16 protein-coding genes are annotated in these 16,032 nt (G+C 63.4%); 5 read left to right on the top strand and 11 right to left on the bottom strand.

What is annotated here, in order from left to right:
- Positions 1-96: 96 nt before the first annotated feature.
- Entirely contained in the window at positions 97-1,470 is a 1,374-nt protein-coding gene (ppnN, locus tag QMX88_RS13150) for a nucleotide 5'-monophosphate nucleosidase PpnN (protein ID WP_172612611.1), read from the bottom strand.
- A 200-nt stretch (positions 1,471-1,670) separates the two neighbouring features.
- Between ppnN and QMX88_RS13145 the strand changes: the two genes are divergently transcribed.
- Together QMX88_RS13145 and QMX88_RS13140 are read left to right on the top strand one after the other, a co-directional pair.
- Positions 1,671-2,198 carry a sterol desaturase family protein gene (locus tag QMX88_RS13145; RefSeq protein WP_282369983.1) on the top strand — a complete coding sequence of 176 codons (528 nt, stop codon included), beginning with the start codon at positions 1,671-1,673 and terminating at the stop codon, positions 2,196-2,198.
- 130 nt (positions 2,199-2,328) lie between these two features.
- The gene (locus QMX88_RS13140; protein ID WP_192171930.1) at positions 2,329-3,048 is read left to right on the top strand and encodes a dienelactone hydrolase family protein; all 720 of its coding nucleotides are present in this window, start codon (positions 2,329-2,331) and stop codon (positions 3,046-3,048) included.
- Positions 3,049-3,069: 21 nt separating this feature from the next.
- Here the strand turns inward: QMX88_RS13140 and QMX88_RS13135 are convergent, their stop codons facing one another.
- The 5 genes from QMX88_RS13135 to QMX88_RS13115 form a co-directional block, all read right to left on the bottom strand.
- Entirely contained in the window at positions 3,070-3,789 is a 720-nt protein-coding gene (locus QMX88_RS13135) for an SDR family oxidoreductase (protein WP_282369928.1), read from the bottom strand.
- A 24-nt stretch (positions 3,790-3,813) separates the two neighbouring features.
- The gene (locus QMX88_RS13130; protein WP_282369926.1) at positions 3,814-4,794 is read right to left on the bottom strand and encodes a sugar-binding transcriptional regulator; all 981 of its coding nucleotides are present in this window, start codon (positions 4,792-4,794) and stop codon (positions 3,814-3,816) included.
- Between the two features lie 36 nt (positions 4,795-4,830).
- Positions 4,831-5,697 (bottom strand): carbohydrate ABC transporter permease, encoded by an 867-nt coding sequence (locus tag QMX88_RS13125; protein WP_282369924.1) that lies wholly within the window; start codon positions 5,695-5,697, stop codon positions 4,831-4,833.
- A gap of 1 nt (position 5,698) precedes the next feature.
- A complete protein-coding gene (locus tag QMX88_RS13120) occupies positions 5,699-6,604 on the bottom strand; it encodes a carbohydrate ABC transporter permease (protein ID WP_282369922.1) in 906 nt (301 codons plus the stop codon).
- A gap of 155 nt (positions 6,605-6,759) precedes the next feature.
- Entirely contained in the window at positions 6,760-8,094 is a 1,335-nt protein-coding gene (locus QMX88_RS13115) for an ABC transporter substrate-binding protein (RefSeq protein ID WP_282369920.1), read from the bottom strand.
- A 221-nt stretch (positions 8,095-8,315) separates the two neighbouring features.
- Here QMX88_RS13115 and QMX88_RS13110 point away from each other — a divergent pair, with 221 nt between their 5' ends.
- Entirely contained in the window at positions 8,316-9,467 is a 1,152-nt protein-coding gene (locus tag QMX88_RS13110) for an ABC transporter ATP-binding protein (RefSeq protein WP_282369919.1), read from the top strand.
- A gap of 147 nt (positions 9,468-9,614) precedes the next feature.
- Entirely contained in the window at positions 9,615-10,214 is a 600-nt protein-coding gene (locus QMX88_RS13105) for a hypothetical protein (RefSeq protein ID WP_282369917.1), read from the top strand.
- Positions 10,215-10,257: 43 nt separating this feature from the next.
- Here the strand turns inward: QMX88_RS13105 and QMX88_RS13100 are convergent, their stop codons facing one another.
- The gene (locus QMX88_RS13100) at positions 10,258-11,055 is read right to left on the bottom strand and encodes a CAP domain-containing protein (RefSeq protein ID WP_442969455.1); all 798 of its coding nucleotides are present in this window, start codon (positions 11,053-11,055) and stop codon (positions 10,258-10,260) included.
- A 322-nt stretch (positions 11,056-11,377) separates the two neighbouring features.
- Here QMX88_RS13100 and QMX88_RS13095 point away from each other — a divergent pair, with 322 nt between their 5' ends.
- Positions 11,378-11,914 carry a GNAT family N-acetyltransferase gene (locus QMX88_RS13095; RefSeq protein ID WP_282369913.1) on the top strand — a complete coding sequence of 179 codons (537 nt, stop codon included), beginning with the start codon at positions 11,378-11,380 and terminating at the stop codon, positions 11,912-11,914.
- 195 nt (positions 11,915-12,109) lie between these two features.
- Here QMX88_RS13095 and QMX88_RS13090 read toward each other — a convergent pair whose 3' ends face one another.
- The 4 genes from QMX88_RS13090 to QMX88_RS13075 are packed head-to-tail and all read right to left on the bottom strand — an operon-like array spanning position 12,110 to position 16,015.
- Entirely contained in the window at positions 12,110-13,162 is a 1,053-nt protein-coding gene (locus tag QMX88_RS13090) for an ABC transporter substrate-binding protein (RefSeq protein WP_282369911.1), read from the bottom strand.
- A complete protein-coding gene (locus QMX88_RS13085; protein ID WP_282369909.1) occupies positions 13,159-14,355 on the bottom strand; it encodes an NAD(P)/FAD-dependent oxidoreductase in 1,197 nt (398 codons plus the stop codon). The genes QMX88_RS13090 and QMX88_RS13085 overlap by 4 nt, the downstream gene beginning before the upstream one ends.
- On the bottom strand, positions 14,352-15,728 hold the full coding sequence (locus tag QMX88_RS13080; protein ID WP_282369907.1) for an FAD/NAD(P)-dependent oxidoreductase: 1,377 nt from the start codon (positions 15,726-15,728) through the stop codon (positions 14,352-14,354). Before QMX88_RS13080 ends, QMX88_RS13085 begins: the two co-directional genes overlap by 4 nt.
- Positions 15,725-16,015 (bottom strand): (2Fe-2S)-binding protein, encoded by a 291-nt coding sequence (locus QMX88_RS13075; protein WP_282369905.1) that lies wholly within the window; start codon positions 16,013-16,015, stop codon positions 15,725-15,727. Before QMX88_RS13075 ends, QMX88_RS13080 begins: the two co-directional genes overlap by 4 nt.
- Positions 16,016-16,032: the final 17 nt, after the last annotated feature.

The following is a 16,032-nucleotide window of genomic DNA, read 5'->3' as shown; positions in this document are numbered from 1 at the left end:
TTCCGGCCTCTTCGCGAGCAAGCTCGCTCCCACAATTGGGCGCCCACAGGGGTGGTGCAGTGTCATGCCTGAAGTATGACCTCAGGCCATGCGCCGTTAGGAAACCACTCGATAACACGGCACATACGCCGCGCCGCCCGGCAGTTTCATCCGGTGCTGCTCGACGAAGGCCTGCAACAGCTTGTCCAGCGGCTGCATCACTTCCGCGTCGCCGTGGATTTCATACGGACCGTGTTCCTCGATCAGGCGAATGCCCTTGTCCTTGACGTTGCCCGCCACGATCCCGGAGAACGCCCGGCGCAGGTTGGCCGCCAGTTCGTGGGGCGGCAGGTCGCGGCGCAGTTGCAGGCTGGCCATGTTGGCGTGGGTCGGATCGAACGGACGCTGGAAGCTCTCTTCGATCTTCAGCAGCCAGTTGAAGTGGAACGCGTCGGCGCGGTCGCGGCGGAACTGGCGCACCGACGCAAGGCCCAGGGTCATCTGCCGCGCCACTTCAGACGGGTCGTCGATGATGATCTGATAATGCTTGTGCGCGGCGTCGCCCAGTGTCGCGCCGACGAACGCGTGCAGCTGCTCCAGGTACGGCGCGGTGCTTTTCGGGCCGGTGAGAATGACCGGGAACGGCAGGTCCTGGTTGTCCGGGTGCATGAGGATGCCGAGCAGGTAGAGGAATTCCTCTGCCGTGCCTGCGCCACCCGGGAAAATGATGATGCCGTGGCCGACACGGACGAAGGCTTCCAGGCGCTTTTCGATGTCCGGCAGGATCACCAGTTCGTTGACGATCGGGTTCGGTGCTTCGGCCGCAATGATGCCCGGCTCGGTCAGACCCAGGTAACGGCCGCCGGTGATGCGTTGCTTGGCGTGGGCAATGGTCGCGCCCTTCATCGGGCCTTTCATCACGCCGGGGCCACAGCCGGTGCAGATGTCCAGCTTGCGCAGGCCCAGCTCATGGCCGACTTTCTTGGTGTATTTGTATTCTTCGGTGTTGATCGAGTGACCGCCCCAGCACACCACCATCTTCGGTTCGACGCCGGGGCGCAGGGTCCGGGCGTTGCGCAGCAGGTGGAAAACGTAATCGGTGATGCCCTGGGAGCTGCTCAGGTCGATGCGCTGGCTGTCGAGCTCGCTCTCGGTGTAGACGATGTCGCGCAGGGCGCTGAACAGCATTTCCCGGGTGCTGGCGATCATCTCGCCGTCGACGAAGGCGTCGGCCGGGGCGTTCAGCAGTTCGAGGCGCACGCCACGGTCTTGCTGGTGAATGCGCACTTCGAAGTCCTGGTAGGCCTCGAGGATGGTTTTGGCGTTATCGACATGGGCGCCGGTGTTGAGAATGGCCAGGGCGCACTGGCGGAAAAGGGTATAGATGCTGCCGGAGCCTGCGGCGCTGAGTTGCTGGACTTCACGTTGCGAGAGTGTTTCCAGGCTGCCCTTGGGGCTGACCGAAGCGTTGATGACGTGTCTTGGAGCCATGCTTGATTCCTTGAAAGCGGTGCCGGCCGCCGCGAGGGGGCAGGGCACGAATACAGTGAACGTCCGGGACGCTCACCCATGGGGCCATTTTTTACATCGGTTGGTCAGGAAAGCAAACGTTGTGAGCGCGAATCTGGAAATTTCCCGTGACCCCGGTATGCTGCACGTCGACGTCCAGACCCATCGGCCTTCCCGACGCTATGATCTTCAACTTCACGATTTTTCTCCTCACCCTTGTCGCCATGGAAGGGGTCGGCTTTCTGGCCCACAAGTACGTCATGCACGGCTGGGGCTGGTTCCTGCACAAATCCCACCACGAAGAACAGCTCGGCGCCTTCGAAACCAACGATATTTATTTGCTGGCGCTGGGCATGGTGGCGGTCGCGCTGATCGTTGCCGGCAACCACGGCCATGAGCCGCTGCAATGGGTGGGCGCAGGCGTCGCGGCGTTCGGCCTGATTTACATGCTGGTCCACGACGGAATGGTCCATCGCCATTGGCCTGCGCGACCACGGCCGCGCAATCGCTACCTCAAACGCCTCTACCACGCACACTTGATGCACCACGCGGTGAAAGGCCGACGCAACAGCGTGTCGTTCGGCTTTCTTTATGCGCCCTCGGCGGCCACCCTGAAAAAGCAGTTGCGCGAGCATCGCGCTGCCCCACGTGACGAGCGTCGTCGAGACATGACCGGCGCTGCCATGGGCACGGATCTGCAAAACGGTTGAACGGGGTTCACGCCGAACCTGTCAGTAATTTCACGTGGGTCACGCTGTTCACCGTCGTGTTGCTGCCGTAGAACTGACGGTCAGTCGTCTTACGCTGTTAATCCAACCGAATTTCTATCCGGAGAACCCCATGACTCAAGCATCGACACAGGCAACGGGCAAGACCATCACGTTCAAACGCCCGGACGGCAAAGAGTTGAGTGGCTACCTGGCCAGCCCGGCCAAGACCGAAGGCGCACCCGCCGTGGTGGTGATTCAGGAGTGGTGGGGCCTCAACGACCAGATCCGTGGCGTGGCCGATCGGCTGGCGGCGTCCGGGTACCTGGCGCTTGTGCCTGATCTTTATCGCGGCGAAATGACGGTCGAGGAAGAAGAAGCCCATCACCTCATGGACAAGCTCGACTTCGCCGATGCCGCCACCCAGGACATCCGCGGCGCCGTGCAATACCTCAAGGGACACAGCCAGAAAGTCGGTGTTACCGGGTTTTGCATGGGCGGCGCGCTGACCCTGCTGGCACTCAACTTCATCCCCGAGCTGTCCGCCGGCGTGGTGTTCTACGGCATGCCGCCGCTGGAATTCCTCGACCCTGCGGCGATAAAGGTGCCCGTTCAGGCGCACTGGGGCACTCAGGATGAATTCTTCCCGGCGGACGGCGTCGATCAGCTGGAAGCCAAACTCAGCGAAGGCGGCGTCGACCTGGAATTCCACCGCTACCTGGCCCACCACGCCTTCGCCAACGAAGAAGCCGTCGGCCCTGGCCGCATTCCGGGCACGCAATACGATCCGGTCTGGGCGCAACTGGCCATGGACCGCGCGCTGACGTTCTTCGGCCGCACCTTGTGGGGCTGAACGCCGGTTTAGACGTGCGCCTCAGCCCGCGCTGAAACCGCCGTCCACGGTCAGGGTCACGCCGTTGATCATGCCGGCGTCGTCGCTGAGTAAAAAGGCGATGGTCGCGGCGATTTCCCCGGGCTGAACGAAGCGGCCCAGGGGAATCCGCGACAGCATCGCGCCGGCCTTGACCGGGCCGCTCCAGGCCTTGTCTGCCATCGGCGTCAGTGTCACCACCGGATTCACACTGTTGACCCGAATGCCGAAGGGGCCAAGCTCAACGGCCATCACTCGGGTCATGGCATCCAGCGCCGCTTTCGACGCGCAATACGCCAGATGATCCCGGGTGCCCACCGCAGCGGCGAGGCTTGAGACGTTGACGATGGCGCCCGGCACGCCGCGAGCGATCAGGTCGCGGGCGACGATTTGCGCCACTACCATGGGCGCCCGGGTGTTCACCGCCATCAGGTGGTCGAAAGTCTCGACCGAGGTGTCGAGAAACGACTCCAGCTCGACCACTCCTGCACAGTTGACCAACAGATCGACGGGCAGCACCGAGGCCACCGCCGCGCGAGTCGCCTCGACGTCGGCGAGGTCCGCCACTGCCCTGTGCGCGCAATAGGCCAGATCCTCCGGATTGCGTCCCATGGCGATGACCTCCGCGCCGCATCGCTCCAGCCACTGCACGGTTTCCCGGCCAATGCCCTTGCCCGCGCCGGTGACCAGAATCCGCTTGCCGCCAAAGTCGTAATGGGCCATCGCGATCGCTCCAGAAGGGGGGATTTATTTGTCCTGATCGAGCAGTTGCCGCGCCGCGCTTTCGTCGATGACCAGCTCGTGGACGAAATTGCGCAGCAGCACCGCGCGAATGATGTCGGCCTTGTACGGCCCGCCGGAGACCAGCACGACCTTCTTGATCCGCCGCAGGTCTTCGAGGTCCAGGGAGACGGCGCGGCGGTTCAGCGGGTGATTGACTTCGATGCCGTCGCGGTCCAGCCAGCGGCCGAGCAGGTCACCGACGGCACCGGCGGCCCGCAACGAGCGCGCGTCTTCATCATTGACCAGCCCCAGTTCCAGCATGAGTGAACGCTCGCTCAAATCACCGACGGTGAGCAAGGCCAGATCGGCCTGCCGCGCCTTGCCGAGCACGGCTTGCACCGAGGCTTCTTCGAGGTACATGTCGCGGTATTGCTCTGAAGGTGCGAACACCGGCGCGGCGAGGTAGTACCAGGAGCCGCCGAACAGCCCGGCAAAACTCGAGGCGATTTCCACCGTGTTGTTGGCCGAGCCGTAATGCAGGCCGCCGAGCAGCGACAGCACGGTCAGGTTCGGCAGCGCCCGCGCCGACAGTTCGCGCACCGCCTGGCGCAGGGTGCGGCCCCAGCCCACGGCGACGATGCTGCCGTCGTTGAGGTATTCCTCGATACTCGGCGCAATGCCGACGCCCAGCACGCGGAAGATGGTCGACGGATCGTCGGGTGAGGGCACGACGGTGACGCGACGCAGGCCGAAGCGATTCTGCAGACGCTCTTCCAGTTCGATGCAGGCCGCCAGCGGCGAGGTGATGCGAATCTGCACCACGCCGGTTTCGCGGCAGGTCGCCAGGGCCTTGTTGACCCGCACGCGGGTGATGCCCAGCCGGTCGGCGATCTGCTGCTGGGTCATGCTGTTGACGTAATAGGACCAGGCGATGCGGATATTGAGCTGATCCTCGGCGTTCACCGGTTCGGTGGCGAAGGGGGTGTCCGGGTAAAGGTTCTGCACGGCGGTGTCCTTACTGTGGCCGGTAAAGCGGGGCGTCTATTTCACGGCGCCCATGGTCAGCCCTTGTACCAGATGCCTGGATACCATCAACGCGAAAATGATCACCGGGAACACGATCAGCGTGCCGGTGGCCATGATCTCGCCCCAGGGCAAGTCGTAGCCGCTCATGAAACTGGTGGCGGTCACCGGCGCGGTGCGGGCCGTGTTGCGCGTCAGCACCAGGGCATAGAGCAGCTCGTTCCAGGAAAAGATGAACGAGAAGATCGCCGACACCGCCACCCCCGGCATCGCCAGGGGCAGGGCGATGCGCCAGAAGATGGTGAAGCGTGACGCGCCCGACAGCCGCGCGGCTTCGTCCAGATCCTTCGGCACGCCGCGAAACTGGTCAGTGCAGATCCACACGACGATGGGCAGGTTGAAGGTCAGGTAGATCAGGATCAGCACCAGATGGGTGTCGATCAGGCCCATGTTGCGCGCCATCAGAAAGATCGGCAGTGCCACGACGATGGGGCTGAGCATGCGGTTGGTGATGAACCAGAACCACAGGTCTTCCTTGCCCTTGAATTCGAACCGCGCCAGGGCGTAGGCCGCTGGCGTACCGAGGCCGACGGCGAGCACGGTGGTGCAGACCGCGACGATCAGCGAGTTGCCGAGGCTGTGCAGCACGTCGCGCTCAAACAGCACTTTCACGTAGTTATCCAGGTGCGGCGTGAACGCCCAGATCGGTGGCGAGGCGAGGGCTTCGGCCTGGGTCTTGAGGCTGGTGGCGACCATCCAGTAGAACGGAAACACCGCGAACAGGAAGATCGCCAGAAGACCGACCAGATGCCAGGCATTGACGCTTGCCCGTGGGCGAACCAGGGCGGGGGTGGCCGGGCTTTTTGCAGTCGCAACGGTGGCCATGTCAGATCTCCCGATAAACGAATTTGATGTACAGCCGGGCCAGCACGATGGTCAGGATCAGCATGAGGATCGCCTGCGCCGACGCGACGCCCTGATCGAACACCCGAAAGCCGATGCGCTGGATGTACACGCTGACCAGTTCGGTGGCCGCACCCGGCCCGCCGCGGGTCATGGTGAACACGGTGTCGAACATCTTGAGGATGTCAGCGGTGCGCAGAATCAGAATCACCGTCGCGCTGGGCAGCAGAAACGGCAACTGCACGTAGCGCACGATCTGCCAGCGGCTGCGGGTTTCCAGGCGCGCAGCCTCTTCGATTTCATTGGGCACCATGGTCAGCCCGGCCAGCAGTACCAGCGCGCAGAAGGGCGTCCATTGCCAGATGTCCATCAGCGCCACGGCAATGAACGCGTTGGTGGTGTCGCCCAGCCATTCGACCGGCCCGGCATTGACCACTGAGAGCAGGGCGTTGGCCACGCCGAAATCGCGGTTGAAGATCAGCCGGCCAATCAGCCCGGCCACGGCGGGCGCGGTGGCCAGCGGGATGACCAGGCTCATGCGCGCCAGCAGTTTGAAACCGGACAGGCCGGGCTTGTGCAGCATCAGCGCGATGATCAGGCCCAGCGCCAGCTGGATTGGCACCACGGTGATCAGAAACAGCCCGGTTCGCCCCAGCGCGGCCCAGAACGAAGCGTCGTTGAGCACGTTGAGGTAATTGTCGAAGCCGATGAAAGGCGTCGCGTCTTTTGGCCGGGCCAAGTTGTACTGGCGGAACGAATTGACCAGCGCGAACACCGTCGGAAAGATGCCGATCAGCGCCAGGGCAACGGTGGCCGGCGCGAGAAAGGCAAAGGCGGCGCGGGTGTTGTTCCACAGGGTCGGGAAGGGTGGTTTTTTCTTGTTCGGCATGTGTTGGGTCTCGAAGGTGCGGGCATCTCACGGCATTACGCTGAACCCCTGTGGGAGTCAGCTTGCTGGCGAATACGCTGTGCCATTCACCGCAGAGGTGTCAGACATTTTCCATTCGCCAGCAAACCGGCTCCTACGGGAGTGTGGTCAAACCGTCACTTCAGCAATTTGACCTTGCCGTCGTAATACCCGGCCTTCTTCAGGATCTCCTCCATCCTGCTGCCAATCGCCTTGGCCCCGGCCTCCACGCTGGTTTTGCCGAGCATGATCGCCGTGCCGTTTTCGCCGACCACTTCGGAAATCTCCGGCCATTGCGGGAAGCGAGGGCGGTAGTCAGGCACGCCGCCTTCCCACGAGGTCACCATCGGCTGCACGAACGGGTATTTCTTCTGCACGTCGGCGTCCTTGTACACCGACATCCGCCCGCTCACGCCACCGGCGTCCAGGTACGGCTTGGCCATGGCTTCGGAGGTGACCCACTGAATGAACAGCCACGCCGCGGCTTTCTGCTTTTCATCGGATTTGGCGTTTACCCCCAGCGAGAACCCGCCCAGGGCCGGCTTCAGACCGGCCGGGCCTTTGGGCTCGGTGGCCACGGCCAGGCAGTCGGTGATTTTGGATTTGGTCGGGTCGGCCAAGGTGCCGTAGAACGCTGACCATTCGGTGATCATCGCCACTTTGCCTTGGGCAAGGGCGTTGACCGCTTCGTTGTGGTCGTAATCGACGATGCCCGGCGGCATGTATTTCATCAGGTCCTGACGAAATTGCAGCCCTTGCTGGGACGCCTTGGAATTGAGGTTGGATTTGAATTTATCGTCCAGCAGTGAGCCACCGAACGGCCAGAGGAAACGCATGAAGCTGTCCGCCGATTGCGTTTCACCGCGCCGCGATTGCAGGGCGTAGGCGTAGCGATCCTTGGTCTTGTCGGTGAGTTTGGGCGCGTAGTCCTTGAGCAGCTCATCCCACGTGGCCGGCGGCTTGTCGAAACCGGCCTCTTTCAGCATGCACTTGTTGTAGAACAGCAGGCCTGAGTAGTTATCGAAGGGCAGGCCGTAGGTCTGTTTGTCCCAGCTGCCGAAGGACTCCAGCAGGATCGGGAAGAACCCCTCCAGCTTGAGGTCCGGGTCGGCGAGCTTCGCGTCCTGGGTGAAGGTGGTGACCGGTTCAAGCCAGCCGTTGCCGGCGAATTCGCCGATCCACACCACGTCCGTCAGCACGACGTCGAGCTGCTCGCCGGACGTGAAGCTCAGCACCTCGCGTTCGCGGCTATTCTCGTAGGGGATGGTTTCGTAGCTGACCTTGATGCCGGTTTTCTTTTCGAACTCCGGCAGCAGTTTGATGGCGGCGGCGTAACCGGGACGGTCGAGGAAAATCGCCTTGATTTCGGTGCCCTTGTACGGCGCCGCGGCCTCTTCCAGCGTCCAGGCCTGTGCGGCGCCGGAACCCAGCGCAATCGACAGGGCGAGGGCATTCCAAACCAGCTTCTTCATTTACGTGACCTCATTATTGTTGTGGGTGAGGGTTACGCGGGTACAGGAGTTAACGGTGCATATAGGTGGATCTACGGGGCAGTCAATCCGGTTCGGGCGAGTTCCTTGACATTTGTAATTTACGAATTACAAATGATCGTAGGACAAAATGCATTGCTGTCAAATCAGCGCGCCGTTGCCGTGAAAAATGCCCAAACAACAATAATTCAGGGGATACGATTTTGACTGAGCTCAGTTTGAGTGGCGTCGAGAAGGCCTATGGCGAGATCAAGGTCTTGCATGACATCCACCTGAGTATCGAGAGCCGCGAGTTCGTGGTGTTCGTCGGGCCTTCGGGGTGCGGCAAGTCAACCCTGCTGCGCTGTATCGCGGGCCTGGAGAGCATCACCCAGGGGCAAATTCGCATCGGCGCCCGGGACGTGACCTACCTGGAGCCGGCCGATCGCGGCGTGGCCATGGTGTTCCAGTCCTACGCGCTGTACCCGCACATGTCGGTCTACGACAACATCGCCTTCGGGCTGAAGATGCAAAAGACCCCCAAGGACCAGATCGAAGCCAAGGTGCGCAACGCCGCGCGCATCCTGCAGCTCGAACCGCTGCTCGACCGCAAGCCCAAGGCATTGTCTGGCGGCCAGCGTCAGCGCGTCGCCATCGGCCGGGCCATCGTCCATGAGCCCGAAGTATTTCTGTTCGACGAACCCCTTTCCAACCTCGATGCCTCACTGCGCGTGCAGATGCGTATCGAGATCGCCAAGCTGCACGCTGACCTCCAGGCAACCATGGTTTACGTCACCCATGACCAGGTCGAAGCCATGACCCTGGCCGACAAAATCGTCGTGCTCAACAAGGGTTGCATCGAACAGGTGGGTTCGCCGCTGGAGCTCTATCACCATCCGCGCAACCGTTTCGTTGCCGGCTTTATCGGCTCGCCGCAGATGAGTTTTCTACCGGTCACGGCGGTGGCCATCAGTGGTGAAGGCGTCCAGGTCAGCCTGCCGGGTGGCGAGCTGTTGTGGGTTCCGGTGACGGGCGAGCATGTGAAAGCGGGCGACCCGTTGACCTTGGGCCTGCGGCCCGAGCATCTGTCGGATCGGGGCGAGGGCGATGCGCAAATTCCGGTAAAAACCCTGGTGGTCGAGCATCTGGGCGGGGAGACGTTTACCCACGCGCAGACCGACGATGGCCATGATCTGATGGTCAAAGGCGAGGGAATGTCGGCAGTCAAGGCGGGGCAATCGCTGCGCGTCGGTGTGCAGAGCCACCGTTGCCATCTGTTCGATGAACAGGGTGAGGCACTGGCGCACCGGCGGCATTACACCGAGGCGAACGTGAGTGACGGGCAGGTTCCGGCGTCGGCGATCCAGGCGGGATAATCGGACTGCGCTTCGATCAAGGCGCCTTGGGACGCCGATTCCAGAGCCCTCGCGGTGTTTTTTTCATTCAAGAGAAAGGTGTCAGCGCCGATACAGCCCCGGGCCCGATCCGTTTTCGGGCCGGATATTTTTCCCAAGGAGCTGTAAATGCGCATTACCCACATTCTGGCGTTGGTTGGCACACTGGTGCTGACCGGCTGTTCGTCCATGATGAAACCTGCCGACAACCCAGCCATCGAAGCCAGTCCTCAGGACGGCGCACAGGTCGTTTTCATGCGCAGCGCGTTCATGGCCAAGGCCATCGACGCGTCCGTGTATGACGTGACCGGTGGCAAGACCCAGTTCATCGGCATTCTGGCCAACGGCACCAAGATCGCCTACCCGACGACGCCGGGCCACCATACCTTCATGGTGGTCTCGGAAGCGGCGGACTTCCTGGAAGCCGACCTGGCCCCGGGCAAGACCTACTATTCGATGGTCATCCCGCGCATGGGCATGTGGAAAGCACGCTTCTCGCCATGGCCGGTCGCCCGCGACCCGAAAGCGGAATACAGCTCGCAGTCCAGCGATTTCAAGGACTGGATCGCCGACACCAAGCTGATGACCAACTCGCCTAAATCCCTGAGCTGGTTCGAGAGCAACAAGAGCTCGGTCGAGTCCAAGCGGGTTGAGTACTGGCCGGTCTGGCAGAAGAAAAGCGCGGCGGACGTTGAACTGCGCACGTTGCACGCCGCTGACGGCCTCTGATCGCAGAGCCGCTTGGTAGGGCGGCTCGCAAGCCCATCAGCGCTTACTGCACCCCGAACAGCGCCGTCCAGTAAATACCGGCGTCGCTCTTCGGGTCGGTGGCGTAGGCGGCGCCGAGGTCATGAAACTGCGGGTTCATGAGGTTGGCGCAGTGGCCGGGGCTGGCGAGCCAGCCTTCGACCACCTTGCGCGCATTGTCCTGCCCGGCGGCAATGTTCTCGCCGATCTGCTGGCCGATATACCCGGCCAGCTCCGCACGATCCCCCGGCGTCCCGCCGTTGCGACCCTTGTGATCAAAATAGTTGTTGTTGGCCATGGAGCGCGAGTGGCTTTCGGCTGCGCTCATCAACGTGTCGTTCCACACCAGCGGGGCAGCAGCGGAAAACGACTGAGCGCCACATTGCTGCGGTTGCTTGCGCGCTTCATTGATCAGCCCCAGCAGTTTCTGGCCCTCGGCCTGCGCGTTACCCAGTCCGCCCGCCAGCAGTGGACGCGCCAGCACGATGCGCCAGTCTCTGTCGTTGCGGCTGACGCCGATGTCGACGAACTGCGGATTGAGCACCACCTGACAAAAACTTTCCTGAATCGCCGCCATGGCCGCTTGCGCGTCGCGCGGGCCCGAGAGAGTGATGGCCTGGACGCTGACCATCGGATACGACGCCCGGGCCAGCATCGGCTGCAGATCTACCGTGCCACTGGCGGGCAGGTTCAGGCGCGGGTCGCTGTTCAGCGGCGGCAGCTCGGTCGACGCCACATTGGCGCAGGGCTGAGCCTGGCTGCGATAGGTATTGATTGACTGGATCAGTTGCGTTTCTTCGCTGGCGACGGCCGTCCCTGCCATCAGCAGCGCCAGGGGCACAACAGCGAGACACTGGATGAATGATCTGAAACGCATGGAAATCTCCCTCGAACTGACGCGCCCACGGTGCGCGATTTTACCTGTCGCGAAATAGTCTGAGCCGCACAAACCGTGGAGGTTGCAGCGATGAGCAGGGTTTTTGCAATAGCTGGCGTGAAAACCCGGTGTTTCGCCGCATGCTGCACGCCGATGCGTGACCGAACGGGCGCGAAGGGAGAGGGTGTTTGTTTATTCTGCGCCCCGGCCGTAGTCGTCACGCGGGCTGATACCCATAATCAGCGCTCGACCCTGCAGTGTGAATTCGATGACCACAACCATTCAGCGACTGACCCCGGAATATGCTTCGGCTTATCGAGCCCTGATGCTTGAAGCCTACGCCCTCCATCCTGATGCGTTCACGTCCGACGTCGGCGAGCGCGAAGCCTTGCCGATCAGTTGGTGGGAGAAACGGCTCGTGGTCGGGACTGAGGCGACAGAGGTGGTGTTCGGCGCCGTTGAAGGAAGCACCTTGCTGGGGGTTGCCGGCCTTTCCATTGAAACCAGAAAGAAAGCTCGCCACAAATCCACGCTGTTCGGGATGTACGTTCCCCAGGCCCATCGGGGGAAAGGTGTCGGGCATGATCTGGTTGGCAGCGTGTTGGCCTATGCGCAGAGCGTGCCGCAGCTGTTGCTCGTCCAGTTGACGGTGACCGACGGCAACCGCGGTGCCCAGGACTTGTATGGACGGATGGGGTTTGAGGCGTTCGGGGTCGAGCCGTATGCGGTGGCGGTGGGGGAGCAGTACGTGTCGAAGGTGCATATGTGGTGTGATTTGCGGCGTTCCGGGTCAGAGACCGGCTAAAGCCGGTGCCATAGGATACGCGGCACTTGGGTGGGACTGGCTGAAGCCGGTCCTGCAGCATACGCGGCGCGTTAGTGGGACCGGCTTTAGCCGGGAAGAGGCCAGCGTGCGCGCCATCCATTTTCCGGCATGGCCTCCGACGCCTTCCCGGCTGAAGCCGGTCCTACTACTGGATCGCGGTCCAACCTTAATCACCTACCGCTCGATCGAGCGGCTCCAGCGGGCGTTCCATTCCGGGCGGACCTGGTTGACCTGATCCCAATCGATGGTCACGGCGGTTTCCAGGTATTTGTTCATGGCTTCCACCTGACCGCGGGTCTTGTCGGTGGTCGGGGTTTTCGGGTTGGATGGGATCTGGTCGCCCATCTCCAGGGCCGGCGCCTGGGCTTCCGGGGTCAGCAGGAACGCCGCGAGTTTCTGCGCCAGTCCAGGCTGGTCGTTGTTGGCGATGGTGCATTCGGCCACGTTCAAGACCACACCGCCTTCCTTCGGCGGCGCGTATTCCACCGGCACGCCCTTGAGCTTGAGCGCGGTCACCTGGGTCGGCGTCAGCGGGAACAGCGCCGCTTCGCCGGTCTGAACCATTTCCGAGATCTTCGCCGAGCTGGCGATGTACTCCAGCACGTTCGGGCCCACCGTCTTCGGCCATGCCTTGAACCCCGGCTCGACGTTGGTTTCGTTGCCACCCTGCAGCCGGTTGAACATCAGAAAACCGTGCAGCCCGAAAGTGGAGGAGGCCAGCGACTGGAACACCAGCTTCTCCTTGTATTTAGGGTCCGCCATGTCGGCCCAGGACGTCGGCGCGCTCCAGCCGTTGTCCTTGAACATCTTGGTGTTGTAGGCCAGCCCGGTGACACCCAGGCTCACGGCCACCGCTTCTTCCTTGATCTTGCCCTTGGCCGGAATGTCCGCCAGGCTCGCGCTCGGGTTCAACTTGCCGCACAGGCCCATGGAAATGGCGCGGTACATGATGCCGTCATCGAGGAACATCACGTGCATCTGCGGGTTGTCCTTGCTGGCCTGGGCCTTGGCGAGGATGTCCGAGGACGTGCCCGGCACGATCACCACCTTGACGTTGTTGGCCTTCTCGAACGCGGGCAGCACATTGTCGGCGTACAAGCGCTCCATGGTGCCGCCGTTCATGCCCAGGTACAGCGTCGGTTCGGCCTGTGCGGGCATCGAAGCAAGCAACACGGCAAGCGGCAGGCAAGACAAGCAGGTTACGGCAACACGTTTCATGTGAGTCATGGGTTCGAACTTCCTCTGAGCAATGGAATGACGTTATCGGTGCCGGACGGCACGACGATGGCGGGCGATGAAGTGTGCGGTTGCGATTGAAAGCGTGTGATCGAGAACGGGCTCAGCACGATGTTCGACGCCCCGACGCAGACGATCTGCGCCAGGGCCTCGCCCGCCGCCGGGCCAATCTGAAAGCCCGATCCGGCGAATCCGAAGCCGTGCAGCAGACCGGGTTGGGTCGAACTGGCCCCCAGCACCGGCTCGCGGTCGGGCAGATACCCTTCGGTGCCGCTCCAGGTGCGAATGGCCTGGGCACCGGCCAGCGGCGGGTACAGCTCAACGGCGTTGCGCAGGATCTCCAGAATCGCCGCCTGACCCGGGCGGGCGGTGGCCGGGTCCAGCGGAAATCCCTGACCGCCGCCCAGCACGCAATTGCCCCGCGCCACCTGCCGCGCATAAATCCCGCCGCCTTCGACGCCGGTGCTGACGTCCATGAACATCGGCAGCGGCTCGGTCACCAGCATCGCCGGGTGACCCGCGCGCATTGGCACCGGTTCGCCGAACTGATTGGCCAGTTGAGCCGCCCAGGCGCCGGCGCAATTGAGCAGCCACGGCGCTCGAAGGCTCAGGCCGCTGGCGGTCCTCACCCGGAAAGACTGCCCGTCGTGGACGACCTCGCTGACCTGGGCCTGCTCGAACGTCTGCGCACCGGCGCGGCGTGCGGCAGCGGCAAACGCGGGGGAGACGAGGCGCGGATTGGCATGGCCGTCGTCGGCGCACAACGAAGCGCCCACCGCCACATCGCCCGCCCAGGGGAAGCGCGCGCGCAACTGGCCGTGATCGAGCAACTGCAGCTCCATTCCGAACCCGCGCGACGCCTCTTCATACGCGACTAGCGCGGCCATGTCTTTGTCGCTGCGGGCCAGCTTGAGATGCCCCGAGCGCACGTATTCGCCGTCAGTGCCGATGAATGCGCGCAGGTCCCCCCAGATTTCGTGGGCGCGCCGGGACAGCGGCAGCTGCGACAACGGCCGGCCCTGACGGCGCACGCCGCCATAATTGACGCCGCTTGAGTGAGAGCCGAAAAAGTCCCGCTCCAGCAGCGCCACGCGTTTGCCGCTCAGGGCGAGAAACAGCGCCGCCGAGGCGCCGACGATCCCGCCGCCAATAATCACCGCATCCACTTCAACGGGCTGGCTCATTGTTCTGCCTCCACGCCAAACGGCAGCGGCTTGATAGGCGCCTGCCCGCGCAATCGTCCGACGCTGGCGATGTCGCGCCCCGACGCCTGAGCGACGATTTCCGTCGCGGCCAGTCCACACATGCGCCCCTGGCAGCGGCCCATGCCGACCCGGCACATGGCCTTGACGCGGTTGATCTCCCAGTGACCCTCGGCCACGGTCTGACGGATGTCGCCAGCGCTGACTTCCTCGCAGCGGCACACCGTCAGGCTGTCCGGCGCCTTCGCGGCCCAGTCTTCGGGGAAGGGGAACGCCGTTTCCAGGCCCTGGCGAAACCGCTGGATGGCTTCCAGTTGCCGCTGCAATTCGATGCTGCGGGCGCGGTCGATGCGGTAACCGATGTCGCCGAGCAAGGTCAGCGCTGCCAGTTCGCCGGCCATTTCCGCAGCGTCGGCGCCCATGATCCCGGCCCCATCACCGGCCAGATAAACCCCCTCGACACTGCTGCGCCCGGCAGCGTCGCGGGTGGGCAGCCAGGCGCGATTCAACGGGCTCCAGGCGAAGTCGCAACCGAGCAGATCGGCCAATTGGGTTTCGCTGCGCAGCGCGTGGGCGAAGGCGACGGCGTCACAGGCGAGGTTTTTCCGCTGATTGCCCTGTTGCCAGCTGACCCCGCTGACCCGCCGCTCGCCCTGAATGTCGTGCAGATGAACGCCCTGATGCACCGGGATGCCGTGGGCCGTCAGCCAGGCGCGGTAATAAAGCCCTTTGGCCAGTGTCGACGGTTGCCCGAGCAGCGCGGGCAGGGCGCGGGTCTGGGCGGATAAGGGCGAGCTGTCGAGCACCGCCGCCACCGTCGCACCGGCCTTGGCGTACTGATACGCCACCAGATACAACAGCGGCCCGCTGCCGGCGAAGACCACGCGCTGACCGATGGCGCAGCCCTGAAACTTCAGCGCGATCTGCGCTGCGCCGAGGCTGTAGACGCCGGGCAAGGTCCAGCCCGGCACCGGCAAGATGCGGTCGGTGGCGCCGGTGGCCACGATCAGATGCTTGAACGGCACCTGCGCCGTGCGGCCATTGCGCAGGGTGTCGAGGGTGCGTGCTTCGGCGTTCCACACCAGCGTCTCGGGGCGGTAGTCGATTTCGGTCTGCAACTGATCGAGGGTGGCGTGAACCGACACGGCTTTGCCTGCTTCGAAACCGTACAGCGCCTTGGCCGAGCGCTTGAAGTTCTCCGGCTGGCGACGATAGACCTGACCGCCGCCGCGCAGGCTTTCATCCAGCAGACAAGGGCGAAGGCCGTGGGCAAGCAGTGTCTGCGCGGCGCGAATTCCGGCCGGCCCGGCGCCGACGATGACGGTGTTCATGGCCTGAAGGGTTGGCGCACTCATTGGTTGCGCCCCGGTTCACGACTCACGCACACGCCGGCTTCCAGCAGCGTCGAGCAGGCCCGCACCCGTCGGCCGTCGCTCAGTTTCACCCAGCAGTCCTGGCACGCGCCCATCAGGCAGAAACCGGCGCGGGGTTCGCCGCTGAAGTCGCTGCCGCGCAGCGAGTCCTCCGCTGTCAGCACCGCCGTGAGCAAGGTATCGCCCTGCAAACCACTGGCCGGCTGACCGTCTAGGGTGAAGGACAGCACGGCGCGGTCGTGTTCGGCCAGTCGTTTCAGCAATGCCATGGCGCGCGCTCCCTGAA

This window comes from Pseudomonas sp. PS02290, assembly GCF_029960075.1.
GTDB lineage: Bacteria > Pseudomonadota > Gammaproteobacteria > Pseudomonadales > Pseudomonadaceae > Aquipseudomonas.
The sequence above is the reverse complement of the archived record's forward strand: the minus strand, read 5'-3'. Positions and strand labels throughout refer to the sequence as shown.